9 protein-coding genes are annotated in these 20,442 nt (G+C 74.3%); 8 read left to right on the top strand and 1 reads right to left on the bottom strand.

Annotation, left to right across the window (positions count from 1 at the left end):
- Nucleotides 1-11 precede the first annotated feature (11 nt).
- The 6 genes from O7616_RS17440 to O7616_RS17415 all read left to right on the top strand — a co-directional run bounded on the left by O7616_RS17440 (nucleotide 12) and on the right by O7616_RS17415 (nucleotide 17,720).
- Nucleotides 12-4,955 carry a condensation domain-containing protein gene (locus O7616_RS17440; protein WP_282302963.1) on the top strand — a complete coding sequence of 1,648 codons (4,944 nt, stop codon included), beginning with the start codon at nucleotides 12-14 and terminating at the stop codon, nucleotides 4,953-4,955.
- A gap of 17 nt (nucleotides 4,956-4,972) precedes the next feature.
- Complete coding sequence (locus O7616_RS17435) at nucleotides 4,973-5,821, top strand: 3-hydroxyacyl-CoA dehydrogenase family protein (RefSeq protein WP_282302962.1); 849 nt, start codon at nucleotides 4,973-4,975, stop codon at nucleotides 5,819-5,821.
- Between the two features lie 12 nt (nucleotides 5,822-5,833).
- A complete protein-coding gene (locus O7616_RS17430) occupies nucleotides 5,834-16,159 on the top strand; it encodes a non-ribosomal peptide synthetase (RefSeq protein WP_282302961.1) in 10,326 nt (3,441 codons plus the stop codon).
- Nucleotides 16,160-16,161: 2 nt separating this feature from the next.
- The gene (locus O7616_RS17425; RefSeq protein ID WP_282302960.1) at nucleotides 16,162-16,392 is read left to right on the top strand and encodes an MbtH family protein; all 231 of its coding nucleotides are present in this window, start codon (nucleotides 16,162-16,164) and stop codon (nucleotides 16,390-16,392) included.
- A gap of 62 nt (nucleotides 16,393-16,454) precedes the next feature.
- Nucleotides 16,455-16,835: a hypothetical protein gene (locus O7616_RS17420; RefSeq protein WP_282302959.1), complete on the top strand. Its 381-nt coding sequence runs from the start codon at nucleotides 16,455-16,457 to the stop codon at nucleotides 16,833-16,835.
- Nucleotides 16,836-17,012: 177 nt separating this feature from the next.
- Nucleotides 17,013-17,720: a response regulator transcription factor gene (locus O7616_RS17415; protein ID WP_282260431.1), complete on the top strand. Its 708-nt coding sequence runs from the start codon at nucleotides 17,013-17,015 to the stop codon at nucleotides 17,718-17,720.
- Nucleotides 17,721-17,774: 54 nt separating this feature from the next.
- Here the strand turns inward: O7616_RS17415 and O7616_RS17410 are convergent, their stop codons facing one another.
- Nucleotides 17,775-18,422 (bottom strand): TetR/AcrR family transcriptional regulator, encoded by a 648-nt coding sequence (locus O7616_RS17410; RefSeq protein ID WP_282302958.1) that lies wholly within the window; start codon nucleotides 18,420-18,422, stop codon nucleotides 17,775-17,777.
- Nucleotides 18,423-18,530: 108 nt separating this feature from the next.
- Between O7616_RS17410 and O7616_RS17405 the strand changes: the two genes are divergently transcribed.
- Nucleotides 18,531-19,559: an ATP-binding cassette domain-containing protein gene (locus O7616_RS17405; RefSeq protein ID WP_348773820.1), complete on the top strand. Its 1,029-nt coding sequence runs from the start codon at nucleotides 18,531-18,533 to the stop codon at nucleotides 19,557-19,559.
- The gene (locus O7616_RS17400) at nucleotides 19,556-20,395 is read left to right on the top strand and encodes an ABC transporter permease (RefSeq protein ID WP_282260433.1); all 840 of its coding nucleotides are present in this window, start codon (nucleotides 19,556-19,558) and stop codon (nucleotides 20,393-20,395) included. The genes O7616_RS17405 and O7616_RS17400 overlap by 4 nt, the downstream gene beginning before the upstream one ends.
- Nucleotides 20,396-20,442: the final 47 nt, after the last annotated feature.

Below are 20,442 nucleotides of genomic sequence, written 5' to 3'. Positions count from 1 at the left end.
AAGGGAGAACGATGGGTCAGCCGGGAGAGGACATCGCCGTCATCGGCGTCGCCGTGCGGTTTCCGCAGGCCGACGACCTCGACGCGTTCCGCGCCAACCTGCGCGCCGGTCGGGACAGCGTACGGCCGATGCCCGCGCTGCGGATGCGGACCACCAACGTCGATCCCGACGTCCGGCACGCCGAGCTGGGCTACCTGGACCGGATCGACCTCTTCGACCACCGATTCTTCGGCCTGTCCCGCCGGGAGGCGGAGCTGATCGACCCGCAGCACCGGATCGCCCTGCACCTGACGCAGGGCGCGGTGGAGGACGCCGGCCTGGCCCCGTCGAGCCTGCGGGACAGCAGGACGGCCGTGGTGTTCAGCTCGCCGAGCGCCGACTACGGCGCGCTGGTCGGCGAGACCGGCACGCTGGCCATGCTCGGCACCGTGCCCTGCGCGCTGCCGTCCCGGGTCGCCCACCTGTTCGGCCTGGTCGGCCCGACCTACGGGGTGGACACCGGATGCAACGGCTCGCTCGTCGCCGTGCACCACGCCTGCCGCGAGCTGCGGGCCGGCGACGCGGACCTCGCGCTGGCCGGTGGGGTCGCGGTGCGCTCCCTGCACCCACCCGCCGACGACAGCGGCGCGTTCCAGGCCATCATCTCCCCGCAGGCCCGATGCCGGGCCTTCGACGCCGCCGCCGACGGCACCGCGGCCGGCGAGGGCGGCGCTGTCCTGCTGCTCAGCACGCTGTCCCGGGCACGAGCCGAGGGCCTGCCGGTGCACGCCGTCATCCGGGGCACGGCGATCGGCCACAACGGACACCGGTCCGCCACGATCAGTACGCCGAGCGCCCTCGCCCACGCCGACGTCATCGGCCGGGCCTGGCGGGCGGCCGGTCTGGACCTCTCCGCGGCGGGTTACCTGGAGGCGCACGGTTCCGGTACCCGGCTCGGCGACGCCGTGGAGATCGAAGGGCTCGGCCTGGCCGGTCGCCGGGCCGGTACCCGGCGCGCAGCGGCGCTGCCCATCGGTTCGGTGAAGACCGCCATCGGTCACCTCGACCACGCGGCCGGTGTCGCCGGCCTGGTGCGGGCGATCCTGAGCGTGCGCCACGGCGAGCTGTACCCGTCGCTGCACTACCGCTCCCCCGCCGACGGCGTCGACCCGGAGGCGGCGGGCGTGCGGGTGGTGACCGCGCTGGAACAGTGGCCGGGCAGCGGTGAGCAGCCGCGCCGGGCCGGGGTCAGCTCCTTCAGCCTGGGTGGCATCGTCGCGCACTGCGTGGTCGAGCAGGCACCCGAGCCACCCACCGACGATGACGGCGCGGCGCGGCTGCTGCCGATCTCCGCCCGTACCCCCGACGACCTGGTGCGGACCTGCACCCGGGTCGCGGTCGCCCTGCGGCCCGGGTCGGCCCGCCTCGCCGACGTGGCCGCCACCCTGGGCGCGGGCCGTGACCACCACCCGGTACGACTCGCGGTGGTGGCCACCGACACCCGGACGGCCGCGACCGCCCTGGCCGCCGAGGCGACCTGGCGCCGCAGCGCCGACCCGGAGGGCGCGGGAGCGCAGAGCGCGACGGACGCGGGCAGCACACCACGGGTGGTGCTGCTGTTCTCCGGGGACGCCGAGGTGCCGGCCGACGCCACGGTCGCCCCGCTGCCGACGTCCCTGCCGCTGCGCGGATCCCGCGCCGACACGGTGGCCTGGCAGCTCGATGCCCACCGCAGGATGGTGGCCGCCGGAGTGCCGGTGCACGGCATGCTCAGCTCCGGCGCGGCCCGTTACGCCGTGCGTTGGCTGCGCGACGAGCTGACGCCCGAGGACACCGTCGAGCTGACCGACCGCGAGTCCTTCCCCGTCGCCGACCCGCAGCGGCTGCGGCACGCCGTCGCCGAGGTGCTCCACGACGGCCCGGTCGTCGTCGTGGAGCTCGGTCTCCGAGGCGAACTCGGCGACGCGCTCACCGACCCGGCGGCCCCCGGCGGACCGCGCGACGTGCTGCGGTTGCCGCCCGGCCCGGACGGGCTGCTGCGCCTGCTCGGCGCGCTCTACTCCGTCGGGGTCGACCTCGACTGGGCCGCGCTGGCCGACGTGCCGGCCGGTCCACCGGCACGCCGGATCCACCTGCCCGGCACCCCGCTGCGCGGGGAACGCTGCTGGCCGCTGCCGCTGGGTGAGATCATCAGCCTCGGCCCGACCGCGGCGTCCGAGCCGGACCTCGACCACGCGCGCTCCGAGGCCGACGAGCCGACCGGGACCGCCGGTCCTCCGTCGACAGTCGCAGCCCCGGCCGAGGCGGCGGTCGTCCCGGCGGCTGCCGAGCCGCCACCGATCCCGGATCCGGTCATTCCGGTCCCGGCGGACACCGCCGAGCCGGACGCCGGGCGGTCGGCGACCGCCGGGCGTGCGGCCACCGCCGAGCACGGCACCACCGTCGCGGCGCACCACACCGGCACCACCAGCACCGCAGCCGAGCCGGCCTCCGCCCAGCCGGTCTCCCCTGCCGAGCCCGCCACCACCGGCGAACCCACCGGGCCACCGGTCGGGCCGTGGCTGCGGGAGGCACTGCGAGCGCTGCTGCACGCCGACGACGTACCGGCGGACGCCGACTACTTCGCGCTCGGCGGCAACTCGGTGATCGCCCTGCAACTGATCGACCGGGTCGCCGAGACCTACGACGTCAGCCTCGGCCTCATCGACATCTACGACCACCCCCGGGTACACGACCTCGCCAGCGTGATCGCCGAACGCGCCGGCACGGTCGACCCCGAACCCGCCGACCCCGGACCGGACACACCCGGCCCGCAAGGGCCCGACCCCGCCGAGCCCGAGGTCGCCGGGCCCGAGGCCGCAGTGCCCGGGGCCACCGCCCCCGCCGCCCGGTCGACGACACGCGGGTTGCCACCGATCGTGCCCGGCGACGACCTGGTGGTCTCGTTCGGTCAGGAACGGATGTGGTTCCACCACCAGCTGGACCCGGGCACGACCCTCTACAACCTGCCCGCACCGGCCCGCGTACGCGGCCCACTCGACGCCGAGGCGCTGCGCCTGGCCTGGGAGGATCTCGCGGCACGCCACGAGGTGCTGCGCTCCAACTTCGTCACCGACGACGGCCGACCGCGCCTGGTGATCCGTCCCGCCCTGGGCGACTTCTTCACCGTGGTCGACGTCTCCGACGCAGCCGACCCGGAGGCGGCGGCCCGGGAGATCCTGCACACCGAGCAGCGACACGTCTTCGACATCGCCGCCGACCCGCTGGTCCGGGTCGTGCTGGTCCGGCTCGCCCCCGACGACCACCTGAGCATCACGCTCATGCACCACGCGGTGAACGACGGCTGGGCCCCGGCAGTGCTCTCCGCCGAACTGGCCGGCCACCTGGCCGCCCGTACCCGGGGCGAACGGCAGGAGCTGCCCGCACTGCCCATCCAGTTCCGCGACTACGCCCGGTGGCAGCGCGAGCTGCTGACCGGCCCGGCACTGGACGCGGAGCTGGACTACTGGCGGCGGAAGCTGCAGGACCCGCCGGTGCTCGACCTGCCCACCGATCACCCCCGGCCGGCCCGCCGCGACCACTCGGGCGACCACCACAGCTTCATCGTGCCGGAGCAGGTCACCGAGGCGCTGCGGGAACTGGGCCGGGCGGAGACCGCGACGCTGTTCACCGTCGTGCTCTCCGGCCTGTACGTGCTGCTCGGCCACTACAGCGGCCAGGACGACGTGGTGGTGGGCACCCCGACGATCGGTCGTACCCGCCCGGAGCTGTGGCAGTTGATCGGCTTCTTCAACAACACCATCGCGCTACGGGCCGACCTGTCCGGTGAGCCGACCTTCCGCGACCTGGTCCGCCAGGTGCGCGGGACGGTGCTGACCGGTCTGGAGCACCAGGAGGTGCCCTTCGACCGGGTGGTCAAGGCGGTCGCGGGGCCGCGCGACCCGTCGCGCAGCCCGCTGTTCGACGTGATGTACGTCCACCAGACCCTGCCGCCGACGGTCTCGCGGGACATCGGGCGGGGCAACGTGCTCGGCGGCGGCGACCGGGAGGACCCGTTCCCCGGCCTGCCGCCCGGCACCGCCAAGTTCGACCTCAGCCTGGTGCTCGGCGAGCACGCCGAGATGCGGGACCTGGTGGGCATCCTGGAGTACAGCACCCAACTCTTCGCACACTCCACAGTGGTGGGGATGGCCGAGCTGTTCCTGGCACTGCTGCGGACGCTCGCGGCCGCCCCGGACCGGCCGGTGCGGGAGGTGGCCGCCGCCGTCGCGGCAGCCCGGCCCGGATCACCTGCGCCGGTCGTCGAAGAGCCCGGCTCCGGTGCCGACGTCGCGTACTGGCGGCAGTTGCTCGACCACGCGCCGGTCGTGGAGCTGCCGACCGACCGGCCACGCCCGACCGGCGGGGACACCGCCACCGCCGCCCACCGGTTCGGCGTGCCCGCCGACGTGGTGGCGGCGGCCGGGGGCGACCCGGTGACCGCGCTGCTGGGCGCGTACCTCGCCGTGGTCGCGGCGCGGGCCGGCACCGACGACGTGGTGGTGGGCGCGGCGCTGGACGCGGGGCAGGGGTCACGGCCCGCCGCGATCCGCGTGGACCTCTCCGACGAACCCGCCTGGGGCGACCTGCTGGCCCGGGTCGACGCGACGCTCGCCGGGGCGCGCCGGCACCTCGGCGTGCCGGTCGACGTGCTGGCGCGGGCACTGGACCTGCCGCCGCTGCCGGGCCGCCACCCGCTGTTCGACCTGTGGTTCGGGCCGGTGGACGCCCCGACCGTGGCGCACCCGTACGACCTGGCACTGACCGTGCGGCCGGACGGCGACGCCGTGGCCGCGAGCCTGACCTACCGCACCGCGCTCTTCGACCCGGACACCGTGGCGGCGCTGGCCGACGAACTGGTCGGCGTGTTGCGGGCGGCGGCGGCCGAGCCGGACCGGGCGGCGCTCGACCTGTGGTTGCCGGCGGTGGCCGGATGACCGGGAAGGAAACGGAGATGACGATCGGTGTGGTCGGGGCCGGCACCATGGGTGTCGGCGTGGCCCAGTGCGCCGCCCAGGCGGGGCACGACGTGGTGGTGGTCGAGCCCGACCCCGCAGCCCGAGAGCGGGGGCCGCAACGGCTGCGTGAGGGCGTACGCCTGCTGCGGTTGACCCGGCCGACGGCGCCGGTCGGGCCGACCGGGACGGTGTGGTGGGCCGCCTCGATCGACGCCCTCGCCGCCGCCGACTTCGTGGTGGAGTGCGCCGTCGAGCGGGTCGACGTGAAACGGGTGGTCCTGTCCACCCTGGATGCGATCTGCCCGGCCCGGGCGGTGCTGGCGTCCTGCACGTCCGCGATACCGGTCGCCCGGCTGGCGGCGTTCACCCGCCGCGCCGACCGGGTGCTCGCCATGCACTTCATGAATCCGGCGCCCCTGAAGGACGCCGTGGAGGTGGTCCGCGGCGCGGACACCAGCCCGGAGACGCTCGACCGCGCCCGGGCGCTCCTCGACGGCATGGGCAAGCGCGCGATCGTGGTCAACGACGGGCCGGGCTTCGTCACCAACCGGGTGCTGATGCTGACCGTCAACGAGGCCGCGACCGTCGTCGAACAGGGCACGGCCGACGCCGCGACCGTCGACGACGTCTTCACCAGCTGCTTCGGCCATCCGCTGGGCCCGCTCGCCACCGCCGACCTGATCGGCCTGGACACCGTCCTCGACTCGCTGGTGGTGCTGCGCGAGCACACCGGCGACGACCGGTTCACACCGAGCGCGCTGCTGACCGAGCTGGTCGACGCCGGACACCTCGGGCGCAAGGCCGGCCGCGGCTTCCACCACTACGCCCACACCCGCGTCCTCTAGAGGGAGATGACCGTGGCCGACCACACCGGCGCCGTCGCCGCACTCGTCACACCGGACGGCGTGCTCGACCCGGCGCTGTTCGGCACGGCGGTGCGCCGCGCCCTGGACGAACTGCATACCGCCACCGGGCTGCCCGCGCCGGACGACGTGGAGCTGGTCGACCTGGGCGGCGAGCCCGACCCGGAGCGTGCCGCCGAGGGCTGGGTCGGCGACGGCACCGGCGCCCGGACCGCCGACCGCCGGTCCGCTCAGGCGCTGCTGCACCTGGGCGCGGGCCGCTGCGGCTGGTACCAGCGCTACCCCGGCGGCGACCTGGACCGGCACGGCGTGGAGCTGGTCACCACCAGGGCCGCCGAGATCTACTCCGGGCTGCTGGGCGGCGGCACCGTCGGCGAACCGCTGCGCGCGACGCCAACGCCGGGCCCGGAGGCGCCGGGGGCCGACGCGGCACGACGGCACTGGGCGGACGAGCTGCGGGACGCGCCCTCGCCGGCCGGCCTGTCGACGACCCACGACGGCCGCCGCGTCGGCCGGGTGACGGCCGAGGCCCCACTGGACGCGGGCGAAACGGCGGCGGTACGCGCCGCGTCCCGCGCCGCCGGCGTCGCCTGGCCCGTCTGGCTGGCCGCGGCCGTCACCTGCTACCTGCACCGGCGTGGCGCCGGAACCGACGTGTTGACCGGGGTACGGGTGGCGGGCCGCACCGAACGGGGCGACCTGCGCGACCCCGGCCCACTCGCCCGGGTGCTGCCGTTGCGGGTGCCGGTCCGACCCGAGCACACCGTGGCCGCCGTGGTACGCCGGGTGGCCGACGCGACCCGTCGGGCCCGCCGCCACCAGCGGCACCCGGTCACCGACGTCGGGCCGTACGGTGTGCTGGTCGAGGCCGTGCCCGCGGCGGCGCCGGCCCGGTTCGGTCCGGTCCCCGCGACCGTGCGGCACCTCGGCACGGGGCAGCCGGCGCAACTGGTCGTCCGCGTCGTGGAGGACCCGGTCGACCACGGCCTGTGCCTGGTGCTCGACGGCGACGCCGCCCACTTCGACGCGACCGACCTGACCGCCCACCTGGCCGGCCTGCGCCGGGCGCTGACCGCCGCCCCCGGGCAGCCGGTGGCCGCCGTCGACCTGGTCGGCGACCCGGTCCGCCGCGCCGTCGCCGAGTGGAACGACACCGCGACCACCGTCACTCCGGCGACCATCCCCGGGCTCTTCGAGACCACGGCCGACCGCGCCCCCGAGGCCCTCGCCGTCGTCGCCGGCCCGACCCGGTTGACCTACCGGGATCTCGACGAGCGGGCCAACCGGCTGGCACACCACCTGCTCGCCGAGGGCGCGGGGCCGGGACGCCTGGTCGCGCTGGCGCTGCCCCGCACGGCGGACACCGTGGTCGCGCTGCTCGCGATCACCAAGACCGGCGCGGCGTACCTGCCGGTCGACCCGGCGTACCCGGCCGCCCGGATCGCCGGCATGCTCGCCGACGCCCGACCGGCGCTGCTGCTGACCGACGGCGACCTGGCCGACCGGCACCCCGACCACCGGGCCGTCCGGCTCGACGACCCGGCGGTACGCGCCGACGTGGACGGACGTCCGACCCGGCGGCCCGTCGACGCCGACCGGTCCGGTCCGCTGCTGCCGGCGCACCCCGCGTACGTCATCTACACCTCCGGCTCGACCGGACGGCCGAAGGGTGTGGTGGTCGCCCACCGGTCGGTCGCCAACCTGCTCGGCTGGGCCCGCCGGGACATCGGCGACCGGGCGCTGCGCCGGGTGCTCGCGTCCACCTCGCTCAGCTTCGACGTGTCCGTCTTCGAGGTGGTGGTGCCGCTGCTGGCCGGGCACACGGTGGAACTCGTCGCCGATCCGCTGGCCCTGATCGCCGAGCCGTCCGCAGGGTGGCAGGTCAGCCTCGTCAGCACCGTGCCGTCGGTGCTGGGCCACCTGGTCGCCCACGGTGGGCTGGACCTGTCCCCGGACACGCTGCTGCTCGCCGGGGAGGCGCTGCCCGTGCAGGTGGCCCGCGCGGTCCGGGAACGATTCCCGGACGCCCGCCTCGGCAACGTCTACGGCCCGACCGAGGCGACCGTCTACGCGACCGCCTGGTACGGCAGTGGCCCGGTCGACGCTCCGCCGCCGATCGGGCGGCCCCTGCCGAACACCCGCGCGTACGTCCTGGACAGTGTGTTGCAGCCGGTGCCGCCCGGCACCGCCGGTGAGCTGTACCTGGCCGGCCACGGGATCGCCGACGGCTACCTCGGCAACCCCGCGCAGACCGCCGAACGCTTCCCGGCCGACCCGTTCGGCCCGCCCGGCAGCCGGCTCTACCGCACCGGTGACCTGGCTCGATGGGACTCCGACGGCGTCCTGCACTATCTGGGGCGCACCGACCACCAGGTGAAGGTGCGCGGCTTCCGGATCGAGCTCGGCGACGTGGAGGCCACGCTGACCGGCCACCCGTCGGTGACCGCCGCCGCCGTGGTCGCCCGGGAGGACCGCCCCGGCGACCGCAAGCTCGTCGCGTACGTCACCGGGGCGGTCGACGGCGCGGCGGTTCGGGCGTGGGCCGCCGCGCGGATGCCCGACCACATGGTGCCCAGCGCCGTCGTCGTCCTCGACCGGCTGCCCACGACGCCGAACGGCAAGCTGGACCGGTCCGCCCTGCCCGCGCCCGACTTCGCCGCCGCCGCCAACCCGACGGTCGGCGCGGCGACCGTGCTGGCCGGCGTCTTCGCCGACGTGCTCGGCCTGCCGTCGGTCGACCACCGGGCGAGCCTCTTCGACATCGGCGGCGACAGCATCATCGCCATCCAGCTGGTCAGCCGCGCCCGCCGCGCCGGGCTGTCGTTCACCCCCCAGGACGTCTTCGAGCACCCCACGGTGGAGGGTCTCGCGAAGATCTGCGGGCGGGTCGACGACGGGCCGGCGGAGGTCGCCGACGACGGCGTGGGCCGGGTGCCGCTGACGCCGATCATGGAGTGGTTCCGCCAGCGGGGCGGTCCCGGCGACGGGTTCAGCCAGTCGGTCGGGCTCCAGGTGCCGGCCGACCTGGGCCACGACCGGCTGGTGTCCGCGGTGCGCACCGTGCTGGACCACCACGACGTGCTGCGGCTGACCCTGACCCGCCGCGGTGGCAGCGGCGTCCGGGCCGCCCGCTGGACGCTGGACGTACGGCCCCGCGGGGCGGTCGACGCCGCGTCCTGCGTACGCCGGGTGGACGTGGCGGGCCTGGACGAGCGGGGGCTGGCGGAGGCGGTGGGACGCGAGGCCGAGGCGGCCCGCCGAGAACTCGCTCCCACCGACGGGGTGATGCTGCGGCTGGTGTGGCTGGACGCCGGCCCACGCCACCCCGGACGGCTGCTGGTCGTCGCGCATCACCTGGTCGTGGACGGGGTCGCCTGGCGGGTGCTGGTGCCCGACCTGGTGTCCGCCTGGAGCGCGGCGCGGGACGGGACGCCGGTGGCGTTGCCGCCGGTGGGCACCTCGTACCGGCGCTGGGCGCAGTTGCTCACCGAGGAGGCCCGCCGCCCCGAGCGGGAGGACGAGGTCGACGTCTGGCTCGACCAGCTCGCCGGAGCGGACCCCACGTTGGGCGCCGACCGGCTCGACCCGATCCGCGACGTGACAGGGACCAGCCGGATGTTCGCCATGCGACTGCCCGCGGAGCAGACCGAGTTGCTGCTCACGCGGGCGCCGGCGCTGTTCCACTGCGGACCGGACGAAGTGCTGATGACCGGCCTGGCACTGGCCGTGGCGGCGTGGCGGCGCGCACGCGGCCGGGGCGACGCCTCGGACGTGCTGCTGGACATCGAGGGGCACGGTCGGGAGCCCGTCGTGCCCGGCGTCGACCTGTCCCGCACGGTCGGCTGGTTCACCAGCATCTACCCGGTACGCCTCGACCCGGGCGCCCCGGACTGGGACGAGGTCCGCTGCGGTGGACCGGCCGTGGGCGCCGCCATCCGTCGGGTCCGCCAGCTCACCCGGTCGCTGCCGGACAAGGGCGTCGGCTTCGGTCTGCTGCGCTACCTCAACCCGCACACCTCGACCGTGCTCGCCGAGGCCGGTCGCCCGCAGATCGGCTTCAACTACCTCGGCCGGTTCGCGGCGGTCGGCGGTGAGGGCGCGGACACCGGGTGGGGCGCGGCGAGGGAGTTCGACGGTCTGGGTGGCGCGTCCGACCCGGACGCGCCGCTGCCGCACGAGCTGGAGATCGGCATGGTCGCGCAGGAGGGCCCGACCGGTACCCAGCTCACCGCCTCGCTGATGTTCGCGGGCGAGTTGTTCGACGAGGACGAGATCGCCGACCTGGCCACCCGGTGGGCGGAGGCGTTGGTGGGGCTCGCCGCGCACACCGCCCTGCCCGGTTCCGGCGACACCACTCCCCGGGACCTGGACCTGAGCCTGACGCCGCTCACCCCGGAGGAGTTGGACCTGGTCGTCGCGGCGGTGCCGGACCCGGTCGACCTGCTGCCCGTCGCGCCCCTGCAGGAGGGGATGCTCTTCCACGCCCGCTTCGACGAGGACGCCCTGGACGTCTACTCGGTGCAGCTGATCCTCGACGTCGAGGGCCCGCTCGACGTGGCCCGGCTCGGCCGCGCCGCCGACGACCTGCTGCGCCGGCATCCCAATCTGCGGGCCGGTTTCCTGCACGACGGGCTGAGCCGGCCGGTGCAGGTGATCCCGCGCGGCGGCCACCCACCGGTCGACGAGACGGACCTGCGCGACCTCGACCCGGCCGCCCGGGAGGACGAGTCGCAGCGGCTGCTCGCCGCCGACCGCGCCCGGCGCTTCGACCTGGCCCGACCACCGCTGGTCCGGATCTCGGTGCACCGGCTCACCGACGGGCGACACCGGATCTCCCTGCTCTGCCACCACATCGTCGCCGACGGCTGGTCGACGCCTCTGCTGATCCGGGACCTGCTCGGCTTCTACGCGGGCGGTGACGCGGCTCGGGACCTGCCGCCGCTGACGCCGTACCGGGAGTACGTGACGTGGCTGGTGAGCCGGGACACCGACGCCGCGGCGACGGCCTGGCGCGAGGCGTACACCGGTTTCGAGACGCCGAGCCTGCTCGCGCCCGGCAGCGACGGGCGGGAACCGCTGCCGGCCCGGGAGGTCGCCGTCGACCTGCCGGACGCGCTCTCCGACGGCCTGGCGCTCGCCGCCCGTCACTGCGGGGTCACCCTCAACACCGTCGTGCAGGCGGCCTGGGGGTTGGCGCTGGCCGCGACCACCGGCAGCGCGGACGTCGCGTTCGGCGCCACCGTGTCGGTACGCCCCCCGGAGCTGGACGACATCGAGGCGATGGTGGGCCTGTCGATGAACGTGGTGCCGGTACGGGTCCGCTGCCCCGCCGGATGGTCGTTGCGCGAGGTGGTGACGCGGCTGCGCGCCGACCAGACGGCCCTCATGCCGCACCAGCACCTCGGGCTGCGCGCGATCCACCGGGCGGCCGGGCACAACGCCCTCTTCGACACCGTGTTCGCGTTCGAGAACTATCCGATGGACACCGGCGGCTTCCAGCCCGACGGCAGCGACCTGCGGGTGGTCGGCCTGGCCAGTCACGACGGCAGCCACTACCCGGTGACACTGCGGGTGTACGCCCGGGGCGGGCGGGTCCAGCTCCGGCTGGACCACCGGCCGGACGTGGTCGACGACGAACGCGCCGGGCACCTGCTGGCCGCGCTGCACCGGGTGTTCGAGGCGCTGGTGTCGGACGTGGACACACTGGTCGGGCGGCTCCGGCTGGTCACGCCGGCCGCTGACGACGCGCTGGCCGGATGGAACGACACCGCGACGCCGCTCCCCCCGACCGGCCCGGACGAGCTGGTGGCGGCGGTCGCGGCGGGCACCCCGGACGCGGTGGCGGTGCTCGACGGGGACACCACGCTGACCTACCGCGAGCTGGATTCGCGCGCCGACCGGCTGGCCGGTGCGCTGGTCGCGGCGGGCGTCGTACCCGGCGACCGGGTGGCGGTCGCGCTGCCCCGGGGCGCCGCGCTGGTGGTGAGCCTGCTCGCCACCCTCCGGGCCGGGGCCGCGTACCTGCCGGTCGACGTCGGCTACCCACCCGCCCGGCTGGCGGCCATCCTGGCCGACGCCCGCCCCACCTGCCTCGTCGCGGCCGACGACACGGCGCTGCCCGACTTCCCCGGCCCCCGGCTGCGTCCCGACGCGCCGGGCGGCGTCGCCTCGCCCCGCGTCCCGGCTGCGGCCGACCGGCCGGCGTACGTCATGTACACCTCCGGCACCACCGGGGTGCCCCGGGGGGTGGTGGTGCCGGGCGGCGCCATCGTCGCCCTGGCGCTGGACCGGCGCTTCGACGCCGCCGCCCACCGGCGCGTCCTGCTGCACTCGCCGGTGACCTTCGACGCCGCCACCTACGAGCTGTGGGTGCCGCTGCTCCGCGGCGGCACGGTGGTGGTCGCGCCACCCGGCGACCTGGACGTCGCGGCCATCGGCCGGCTCGTCGTGCGGCACCGGGTGACCGCGCTGTGGCTGACCGCGGGCCTGTTCCGGCTCGTCGCCGGGGAGGCACCGGAGGTGCTGACCGGGGTGGCGGAGGTGTGGACCGGCGGTGAGGTGGTGCCGACCGACGCGGTGGCCCGGGTGCGGGCGGCCGTGCCCGGCATCACGGTGGTCGACGGGTACGGCCCGACCGAGAACACCACCTTCGCCACCGCCTGGCCGGTGCGCCCCGGTGAACCGGTCGACGGTCCGCTGCCCATCGGGCGGCCGATGGACAACACCCGGGCGTACGTCCTGGATCCGGCGTTGCGGCCGACGGGCCCGGACGTGCCGGGTGAGCTGTACCTGGCCGGCGCCGGGCTGGCGCACGGCTACCTCGACGACGCCGCGCTGACCGCGTCCCGGTTCCCCGCCGACCCGTTCGGCCCGCCCGGCGGTCGGCTCTACCGCACCGGCGACCTGGCCCGCTGGGACGTCGACGGGGTGCTGCACTTCCTGGGCCGCGCCGACGACCAGGTGAAGGTGCGTGGCTTCCGGATCGAGCCGGGGGACGTGGAGGCCGCGCTGCGCGAGCATCCGGCGGTGGCGCAGGCCGTCGTCGTCGCCCGCGAGGACCACCCCGGGGTACGCCGGCTGGTCGCCTACGTCACCGGCGACGACGCCGACGGCACGGCGATCCGCGAGTGGGCGGCGACCCGTCTGCCCGACCACCTGCTGCCGGCGGCCGTCGTCGTGGTGCGGCGGTTCCCGCTGACCGCCAACGGCAAGCTGGACCGGGCGTTGCTGCCCGCGCCGGGCCCGGCGGTCGGCGGGCGGGGCGGCGCGCCGCGCACCGACGCCGAACGCGTCGTCGCCGGGCTCTTCGCCGAGGTGCTGCGGCTGGACGAGGTGGGCGTCGAGGACCGCTTCTTCGACCTCGGCGGAGACAGCATCTCCGCGCTGCAACTGGCCAGCCGGGCCCGCCGGGCGGGACTGGCGCTGACGCCGCGGCAGGTCTTCGCGCACAAGTCGGTCGCGGCCATCGCGGCGGTCGCCCAGGCGGTGACCGCACCGGCCGTCGAGACCCGCGACGACGCGATCGGCCCGATGCCGCTCACACCGATCATGCGGTGGTGCCACGAGCGGCCCGGCCCGGTCGACGGCTTCAGCCAGTCGATCACCCTGGCCGTGCCCGCCGGTGTCACCCGCGCCGATCTCGTGGCGGCCGTGCAGGCGGTGCTCGACCACCACGACGCGCTGCGGATGCGGGTCGACGCGTCCGGCGGATGCGAGATCCTGCCGGTCGGGTCGGTGGATGCCGGCACCGTCGTCGGCCAGGTCCGGGTCGCCGACCTCGACGCCACCGAGGCGTACGCGGTCCTCGACGCGGCCCGGGAGGACGCCCGCCGGGCGTTGGTGCCCGCCGACGGACGGATGTTCCGGGTGGTACACGCGGATGCCGGCGGCGAACGGGCCGGTCGGCTGTTCCTGCTCGCCCACCACTTCGTCGTGGACGGCGTCTCCTGGCGGGTGCTCGGCGCCGACCTGGAGGCCGCCTGGCGGGCCGCCCGCGACGGGACACCGGCCGGTGCGGCGCTCGCGCCGGTCGGCACGTCCCTGCGCCGGTGGGCGGGGCTGCTCGCCGAGGAGGCGCAACGCCCGGAGCGGGAGAACGAGGTGGACCTCTGGCTGGAACAGCTGAGCGGTCACCAGCCGCTGCTGGGCAGCCGGCCGCTCGACCCGGCGGTGGACGTCGCCGCGACCGCCGCCGCCGTGCCGGTCGAGCTGCCGCCGGAGGAGAGCGCGGCGTTGCTGGTGCGGCTGCCCGCGTTGTTCCACTGCACGCCGGACGTGGTGTTGGCCACCGCGCTGGTGATCGCGACGGCTCACCGGCGTCGGGTCCGGGGCAGCGCCGACGGCGGCTCGGCTCTGGTGATCGACAGCGAGCTGCACGGCCGCGAACCGCTCGTCGACGGGCTCGACCTGACCCGCACCGCCGGCTGGTTCACCAGCATGTTCCCGGTACGCCTCGACCCGGGCGCGGTCGACTGGCAGCAGGTGGTGGCCGGCGGACCGGCCCTGGAGTCGGCGCTCAAGCGGGTCAAGGAGCAACTGCGGTCGGTGCCGGACCACGGCATCGGGTACGGCCTGTTGCGCTACCTCAACCCGCACACCCGGCCGCTGCTGGCGGCTGCCGGGCACCCGGAGGTCGGCTTCAACTATCTGGGCCGGTTCCCCGGCGGCGCCGACGACCCGAGCGCCGGCCCGGACGGGTGGAGTCCGGCTCCCGAGACGGGCGCGTTGGACGGCGGCGCCGACCCGCGTACTCCGCTCGACCACGTCCTGGAGGTCACCGCCTGGTCGGTGGACGGCCCCGGGGGCCCGGCGCTGTCGGCGAGCCTGCTGTACGGAAGCCAGGTCGTGGACGCGGCCGAGGTCGAGGAGTTGGCCCGGGCGTGGCGGCAGGCGTTGGGTGGCCTGGCGGCGCTGGCCGGGGTCAGCGCCGGCGGACGCACGCCCAGCGACTTCCCCCTGGTGCGCCTCACCCAGCACCAGGTGGACGCGATCACCGCCGAGGTCCCCGGTGCCGGCGAGGTGCTGCCGCTGGCCCCGTTGCAGGAGGGTCTGCTCTTCCACGCGGTCTCCGCCGACGAGGCCCGCGGGGTCTACGTCGTGCAGCTCACCCTGTACCTGGACGGCCCTCTGGACGCGGCGGCGCTGCGTCGGGCCGGTGACGGGTTGCTGCGCCGGCATCCGCACCTCGGTGCGGCGTTCCTGCACGAGGGGCTGCCGGTGCCGGTGCAGGTGATCGGCGAGGCGACCCGGATGCCGTGGCGCGAGATCGACCTGAGCCGGCTCGCCCCGGCGGAGCAGGAGGGCCGGCTGGCGGATCTGGTCGACGCGTACCGGGCGGCCCGCTTCCAGCCCACCCAGCCGCCGATGGCGCGGCTGCTGCTGGTCCGGCTGGCCGCCGAGCGGCACGCCCTGGTGGTCGGTGCGCACCACATCCTCCTGGACGGCTGGTCGACGCCGCTGCTCATCACCGACCTGTTGGCGCTGTACCACGCGGAGCTGCGCGAGACGGCGTTGCCACCGGCTCCCCCGTACCGCGACTATCTGGCCTGGGTCGCCCGCCAGGACCGGAGAGCGGCCCGCGCCGCCTGGCAGCACGTCCTCGACGGCCTGCCCGGGCCGACCCTGCTGGCGGAACCGGCGCCGGACCGGGAGGCGGTGCTTCCGGAGCACGTGACCTCGGAGCTGTCGGAACCGCTCAGCACGGCCCTGCGCTCGCGCGCCCGGGCCGACGGGCTCACCGTCAACACCTTCGTCCAGGCGGCCTGGGCACTCACCCTCGCCGACACGACCGGCCGCGACGACGTGGTGTTCGGCATGACCGTGGCGGGGCGGCCACCCGAGCTGCCGGGCGTGGAGAAGATGGTGGGGTTGTTCATCAACACGCTCCCGGTCCGGGTCCGGCTGCGCACCGAGGAGGACCTCGCCGGTCTGTTGGCCCGGATCCAGGACGAGCAGTCCCAGCTGAGCGGTTTCCAGTACCTCAGTCTCGGTGAGATCCAGCGCGCCGCCGGGGTGGGCGAGCTGTTCGACAGCGCTGTCGTGTTCGAGAACTTCCCGCTGGACCCGGAGGCGCTCACCGAGGCCACCGGCGGCCTGCGCATGAGCGGCGCCACCGGCCACGACACCCCGCACTTCACGTTCGGGTTGGCCGTGCTGCCGTACGAGCGGATCGCGTTCCGGGTCACCCACCGGCCCGACCTGCTGCCCCGGGCCGACGTGGAGCGCCTGGTGGAAGCCATGGTGCGGGCCCTGCAGATGCTCGTCGACCATCCCGAGTGGCGGGTCGCCGCCGTACGGGCCGAACCCCTGCTGAGGAGCTGACGATGACGAACCCGTTCGAGGACGACGAGGGCACCTTCCTGTCCCTGGTCAACGAGGAGGGCCAGTACTCGCTGTGGCCGGCGTTCGTGGACGTGCCGGCCGGGTGGAGCGTGACGCTCGGGCCGGCGGGAAGGGCGGAGTGTCTGCGGCACATCGAGACCCACTGGACGGACATGCGTCCCCGCAGCCTGGTACGGGCCCTCACCGCTCCGGACGTCCGACTGGAAGACTAGACGCCGTCGTGTCCTCGGGAAGTGATGGCGGATCGGGACCGGCCCGTGACAGCATGCCGGGCATGGCTCTCGGACTCGACGTACGCCGTCTGGCGGCCATCGACATGTGGGGTTCCGCCGGGGTCCGGTGGCGACGATGGGTCATCCTCGCCGAGTTCCTGCTGGGCGTCGGCGGTGGTGGCGCGCTCGGCCTCCTCGCGGTGTCCTCCGGCGGCGGCCTGCGCGCGGTGGTGGGGTGGTGGCTGATCGGTCTGGCCGTCAACTACGTACCGCTGTCGGTGCACGCGCTCACGCTGATCCGTCCCGGCGCGCTGGAGGCGGAGATCCGGGGCGTGGACGTCCCGGGCGAGCTTCAGCACTACACGACGGCGCAATTGTGGGTCGCGGTGCCGTTGCTGGTGGCGGTGTTAGCCGTCGTTCAGTGGCCACGAATCCGTCGATAATGGTCTATCGCCGTTCAGCCCATCCCACTTTCGGTTGACCATTGTGGCCGGTTGGCTTCGACCCCGACCGACATGCGCTGATGCTCTGATCAGGGGACATAGACAGTTGCTGCTGCCATATTGATCTCGTGTGGCACTCGCGACACTTTGTCACGGGCCCTACACTTCGTTTGTCACATGGCTGAACCGGGGGGAGAGCTGATCGAGGTGGAACGATTTGGAGACCCGTTCACAGAAGATCGAGACGGCTTCAGCGTCCTCGTCTTCGCCGACAACGAGATGGCCCGCCGCGGCCTGAGCGACATGCTCATCTCACTCGACTCGGTGACCGAGGTGAATACCTTCGTCGCCGCCTATCCCGACCACGTGCCGTGTGGCCGGCCGTACGACATCCTGGTGCTGGCGTGCGAGGACCTCGCCGCGACGGGTCCCTACCAGGTCGCCGACGCGGCGTTCAGCCAGGGCGCGAAGATCCTGCTGCTGCTGGGGCGCCGCTGCGAGAGCCTCGACGCGGTCACCCGCTTTCCGAGCAACGGCTTCCTGATCCAGGACGACGTCACCGAGGACGCGCTGGCCCAGGCGCTGAGGCGGATCGACAGTGGAGAGATCCCGATGCCGGCGATGCTGGCCAACCGGCTGCTGGAGCGCGCCCGCGGCACCACGCCGCAGGTCCGCGCCGACTGCACCAAGCTGACGCCGCGGGAGCGCGAGACGCTGATCCTGCTCGCGGAAGGGCTGAGCAACAAGCAGATCGCCCGTCGCATGCTGATCTCGCAGCACGGCGTCAAACGACTGGTGGCCAACATCCTGGCCAAGCTCAACTGCTCCAACCGCACCCTCGCCGCTGCGGTCGCCATCAAGCAGGGTCTGCTCGAAGAGGTCTGAGGCGCCGCAAGCGGCGGGGCCGGCCGGGTCTGCCCGGACCGGCCCCGCTCGCGTTCAGACCGACGAGGCGCTGACCACCGGAGTGAGGTGGCCGCTCTCCCGGGGCAGCACGCCCTCGCTGATCAGCTGCCACACCGTCTTGGCCGCGTCCTGCTGGGTCAGCGCGCCGGAGACGAGGTAGTCGTGCAGGCTGACCACCATCTTGAAGATGAGCAGCCCGTGCACGTCCGGCCGCAGATCGCCGCGCAGACCGCCGGTGTCGATGCCGGTGGAGATCGTCTCGATGAACGGCTGCGGCAGGTTGGTCATCAACGTACGGAGGCGGGAGACCGCCGCCGACGAGAGATCCGCCTGCTCCAACGTCACCCAGCTCAACCGGTGCCGCTGGCTCGCGAAGTAGCCGAGCAACGCCTCGATGCAGCCGCGCAGGCGCGCGACGGGATCCTCCTCGCGTGAGTGGACCGCCAGCAGGGCCGCCCTACAGTCGTCGACCTCCCGCTCGACGTGGGCGAGCAACGCGTGCTCCACGTCCGGGAAGTACTTGTAGACCGTCGCCCGGCCGATCCCGGCCCGTTGGGCCAACGCGGCCATCGACGCCTTCGCGACGCCCTCCTCGGCCACCAGCTCGATCGCCGCGTCGATGATCCGTTCGCGGTATCGAGCCTTGTGGGTCTCGAGGGTGTCACGCCAGTCCTCCGCCACGGCTTCCTCCAAACCGTCCCGACTCGGCCGCACCACCGAGACACAATGTATTGACACCAGACGAACTGTCTCGGAGACTCCTGAGTATATCGGCCCGAGGAGACCAGTATGGACCCAAGAACGGCTGTCTCACCTCCACCAGGTGGAGGAGTAATTGCTCCCGCAATCATCGCGACCGGCCTACGCAGGCGATTCGGTGCGCACTGGGCGGTCGACGGCGTCGACCTGTGCGTGCCAATGGGTGAGATCTACGGATTCCTGGGTCCCAACGGAGCCGGCAAGTCCACCACCGTCCGCATGCTCTGCGCGCTGCTCACCCCGTCCGGCGGTTCCGCCACGGTCGCCGGACACGACGTCGCGAGCGACCCGGTCGGCGTGCACCTGGCCATCGGCGCCGCCCTACAGGCGACCGCCATCGACGACCGGCAGACCGGCCTCGAACACCTGGAGCTGCAGGGCCGCCTGTACGGCCTGCGCGGCTCCACCATCGACCGCCGGATCAGCGAGTTGCAGGACCTGATCGAGCTGGGCGACGCGATCAAGCGTCCGGCCGGCTCCTACTCCGGTGGCATGAAGCGTCGCCTCGACCTCGCGCTGGCCCTGATCCACAACCCCAGCGTGCTCTTCCTCGACGAGCCGACCACCGGTCTCGACCCGGTCAGCCGGTTCGCCCTCTGGGACGAGGTACGCCGACTCAACTCCGAGAGCGGCACCACGGTCTTCCTCACCACGCAGTACCTGGAGGAGGCCGACGAGCTGGCCGAACGGGTCGGCATCATCTCCGACGGTCGGCTGGTCGCCGAGGACACGCCGGACGCGCTCAAGCGACGCATCGGTGCGGACATGGTGGTGGCCCGGGTCGACGGCGACGCCGAGTCGGCCGCCACGGCACTGCGCGCACTGCCGGAGGTCGAGGGCGTCGACGTCATCGGCCCCGAGATCACCGCGCGGGTGGGCGACGGGCCGACCGCCGTCACACCGGTCGCCGTCGCGCTCGCCAACGCCGGCGTGCCGGTGCAGACCCTGACGCTGCGCCGGCCCACCCTCGACGACGTCTTCCTCTCGGTCACCGGTCAGCGGTTGGCCGGCGACCAGGCCGACGCCGAGCTCGCCACCACCGGAGGGGGACCCCGATGACCACCATGCCCGACGCCCTGCCCGCGGTCCGGGCGGAGCTGCCCACGCCCAGGCCGAACCTCGCCCGGCGCGCCGGCTTCGTCCGCGACGTGATCCACATCGCCGGCCGTTCGCTGCGGCAGGCCCGCCGCGAACCGGAGACGCTGTTCCCGCCGATCTTCGTGCCGGTGTTCTTCTTCGCGATCTTCATCGGCTCGTTGGAGAGCATCTTCGGTCAGGCCGGGATCGACGAGTTCCGGGCCTTCCAGCTCCCGGTGTCGATCGTCATCGCGGTGACCGGGGTGACCCGCGCGCCGTCGGTCGTCACCGACATCATGAACGGCTACTTCGACCGGCTGCTGCTCTCCCCCGTCAACCGCCTCGCGCTGCTGCTCGGCATGATGGTCGCCGATCTCGCCATCGTGGCCGCGCTCACCGTCCCGGTGCTGATCATGGGCACGATCGTCGGCGTCGAGTTCACCACCGGCGTGCTGGGCATGCTCGCGTTCGTCGGGGTGGCACTGGCCTGGTCCCTGGCGTACGTCGGAATCCTGTACGCGGTGGCGCTGCGCACCGCCAACCCGACCGTGACCGCCCAGACCTTCCTGCTGTTCTTCCCGTTCGTCTTCCTCTCCACGACCATCGTCCCCCGCGAGGAGATGACCGGGTGGATGGACGCGGTGGCCGGGGTCAACCCACTGACCTACGTCTACGGCGCGCTGCGGTCCCTGATCACCGAGGGGTGGTCGGCGACCCCGCTGCTGCACGGGTTCATCGCCATCGTGGCGGTGGGCATCCTGGCGCACACGCTCGCGTACCTCGCGCTGCGCGGAAGGGTTTCGCGCTCCCGCCGCTGATCCGACAGCGCGCACGACCCACCGGCCCGTGGCTTCCCACCAGCCAC

Origin of the sequence: Micromonospora sp. WMMD964 (assembly GCF_029581455.1) — a bacterium.
GTDB lineage: Bacteria > Actinomycetota > Actinomycetes > Mycobacteriales > Micromonosporaceae > Micromonospora.
This window is presented reverse-complemented; position numbering and strand designations above follow the sequence as displayed.

Excerpts from the sequence above, each read along its gene's own strand:
- O7616_RS17420 (WP_282302959.1), top strand. The coding sequence starts at position 16,455 with ATGGCTCTCGGACTCGACGTACGCCGTCTGGCGGCCATCGACATGTGG.
- O7616_RS17415 (WP_282260431.1), top strand. The coding sequence starts at position 17,013 with ATGGCTGAACCGGGGGGAGAGCTGATCGAGGTGGAACGATTTGGAGAC.
- O7616_RS17400 (WP_282260433.1), top strand. The coding sequence starts at position 19,556 with ATGACCACCATGCCCGACGCCCTGCCCGCGGTCCGGGCGGAGCTGCCC.
- O7616_RS17435 (WP_282302962.1), top strand. The coding sequence starts at position 4,973 with ATGACGATCGGTGTGGTCGGGGCCGGCACCATGGGTGTCGGCGTGGCC.
- O7616_RS17425 (WP_282302960.1), top strand. The coding sequence starts at position 16,162 with ATGACGAACCCGTTCGAGGACGACGAGGGCACCTTCCTGTCCCTGGTC.
- O7616_RS17440 (WP_282302963.1), top strand. The coding sequence starts at position 12 with ATGGGTCAGCCGGGAGAGGACATCGCCGTCATCGGCGTCGCCGTGCGG.
- O7616_RS17405 (WP_348773820.1), top strand. The coding sequence starts at position 18,531 with ATGGACCCAAGAACGGCTGTCTCACCTCCACCAGGTGGAGGAGTAATT.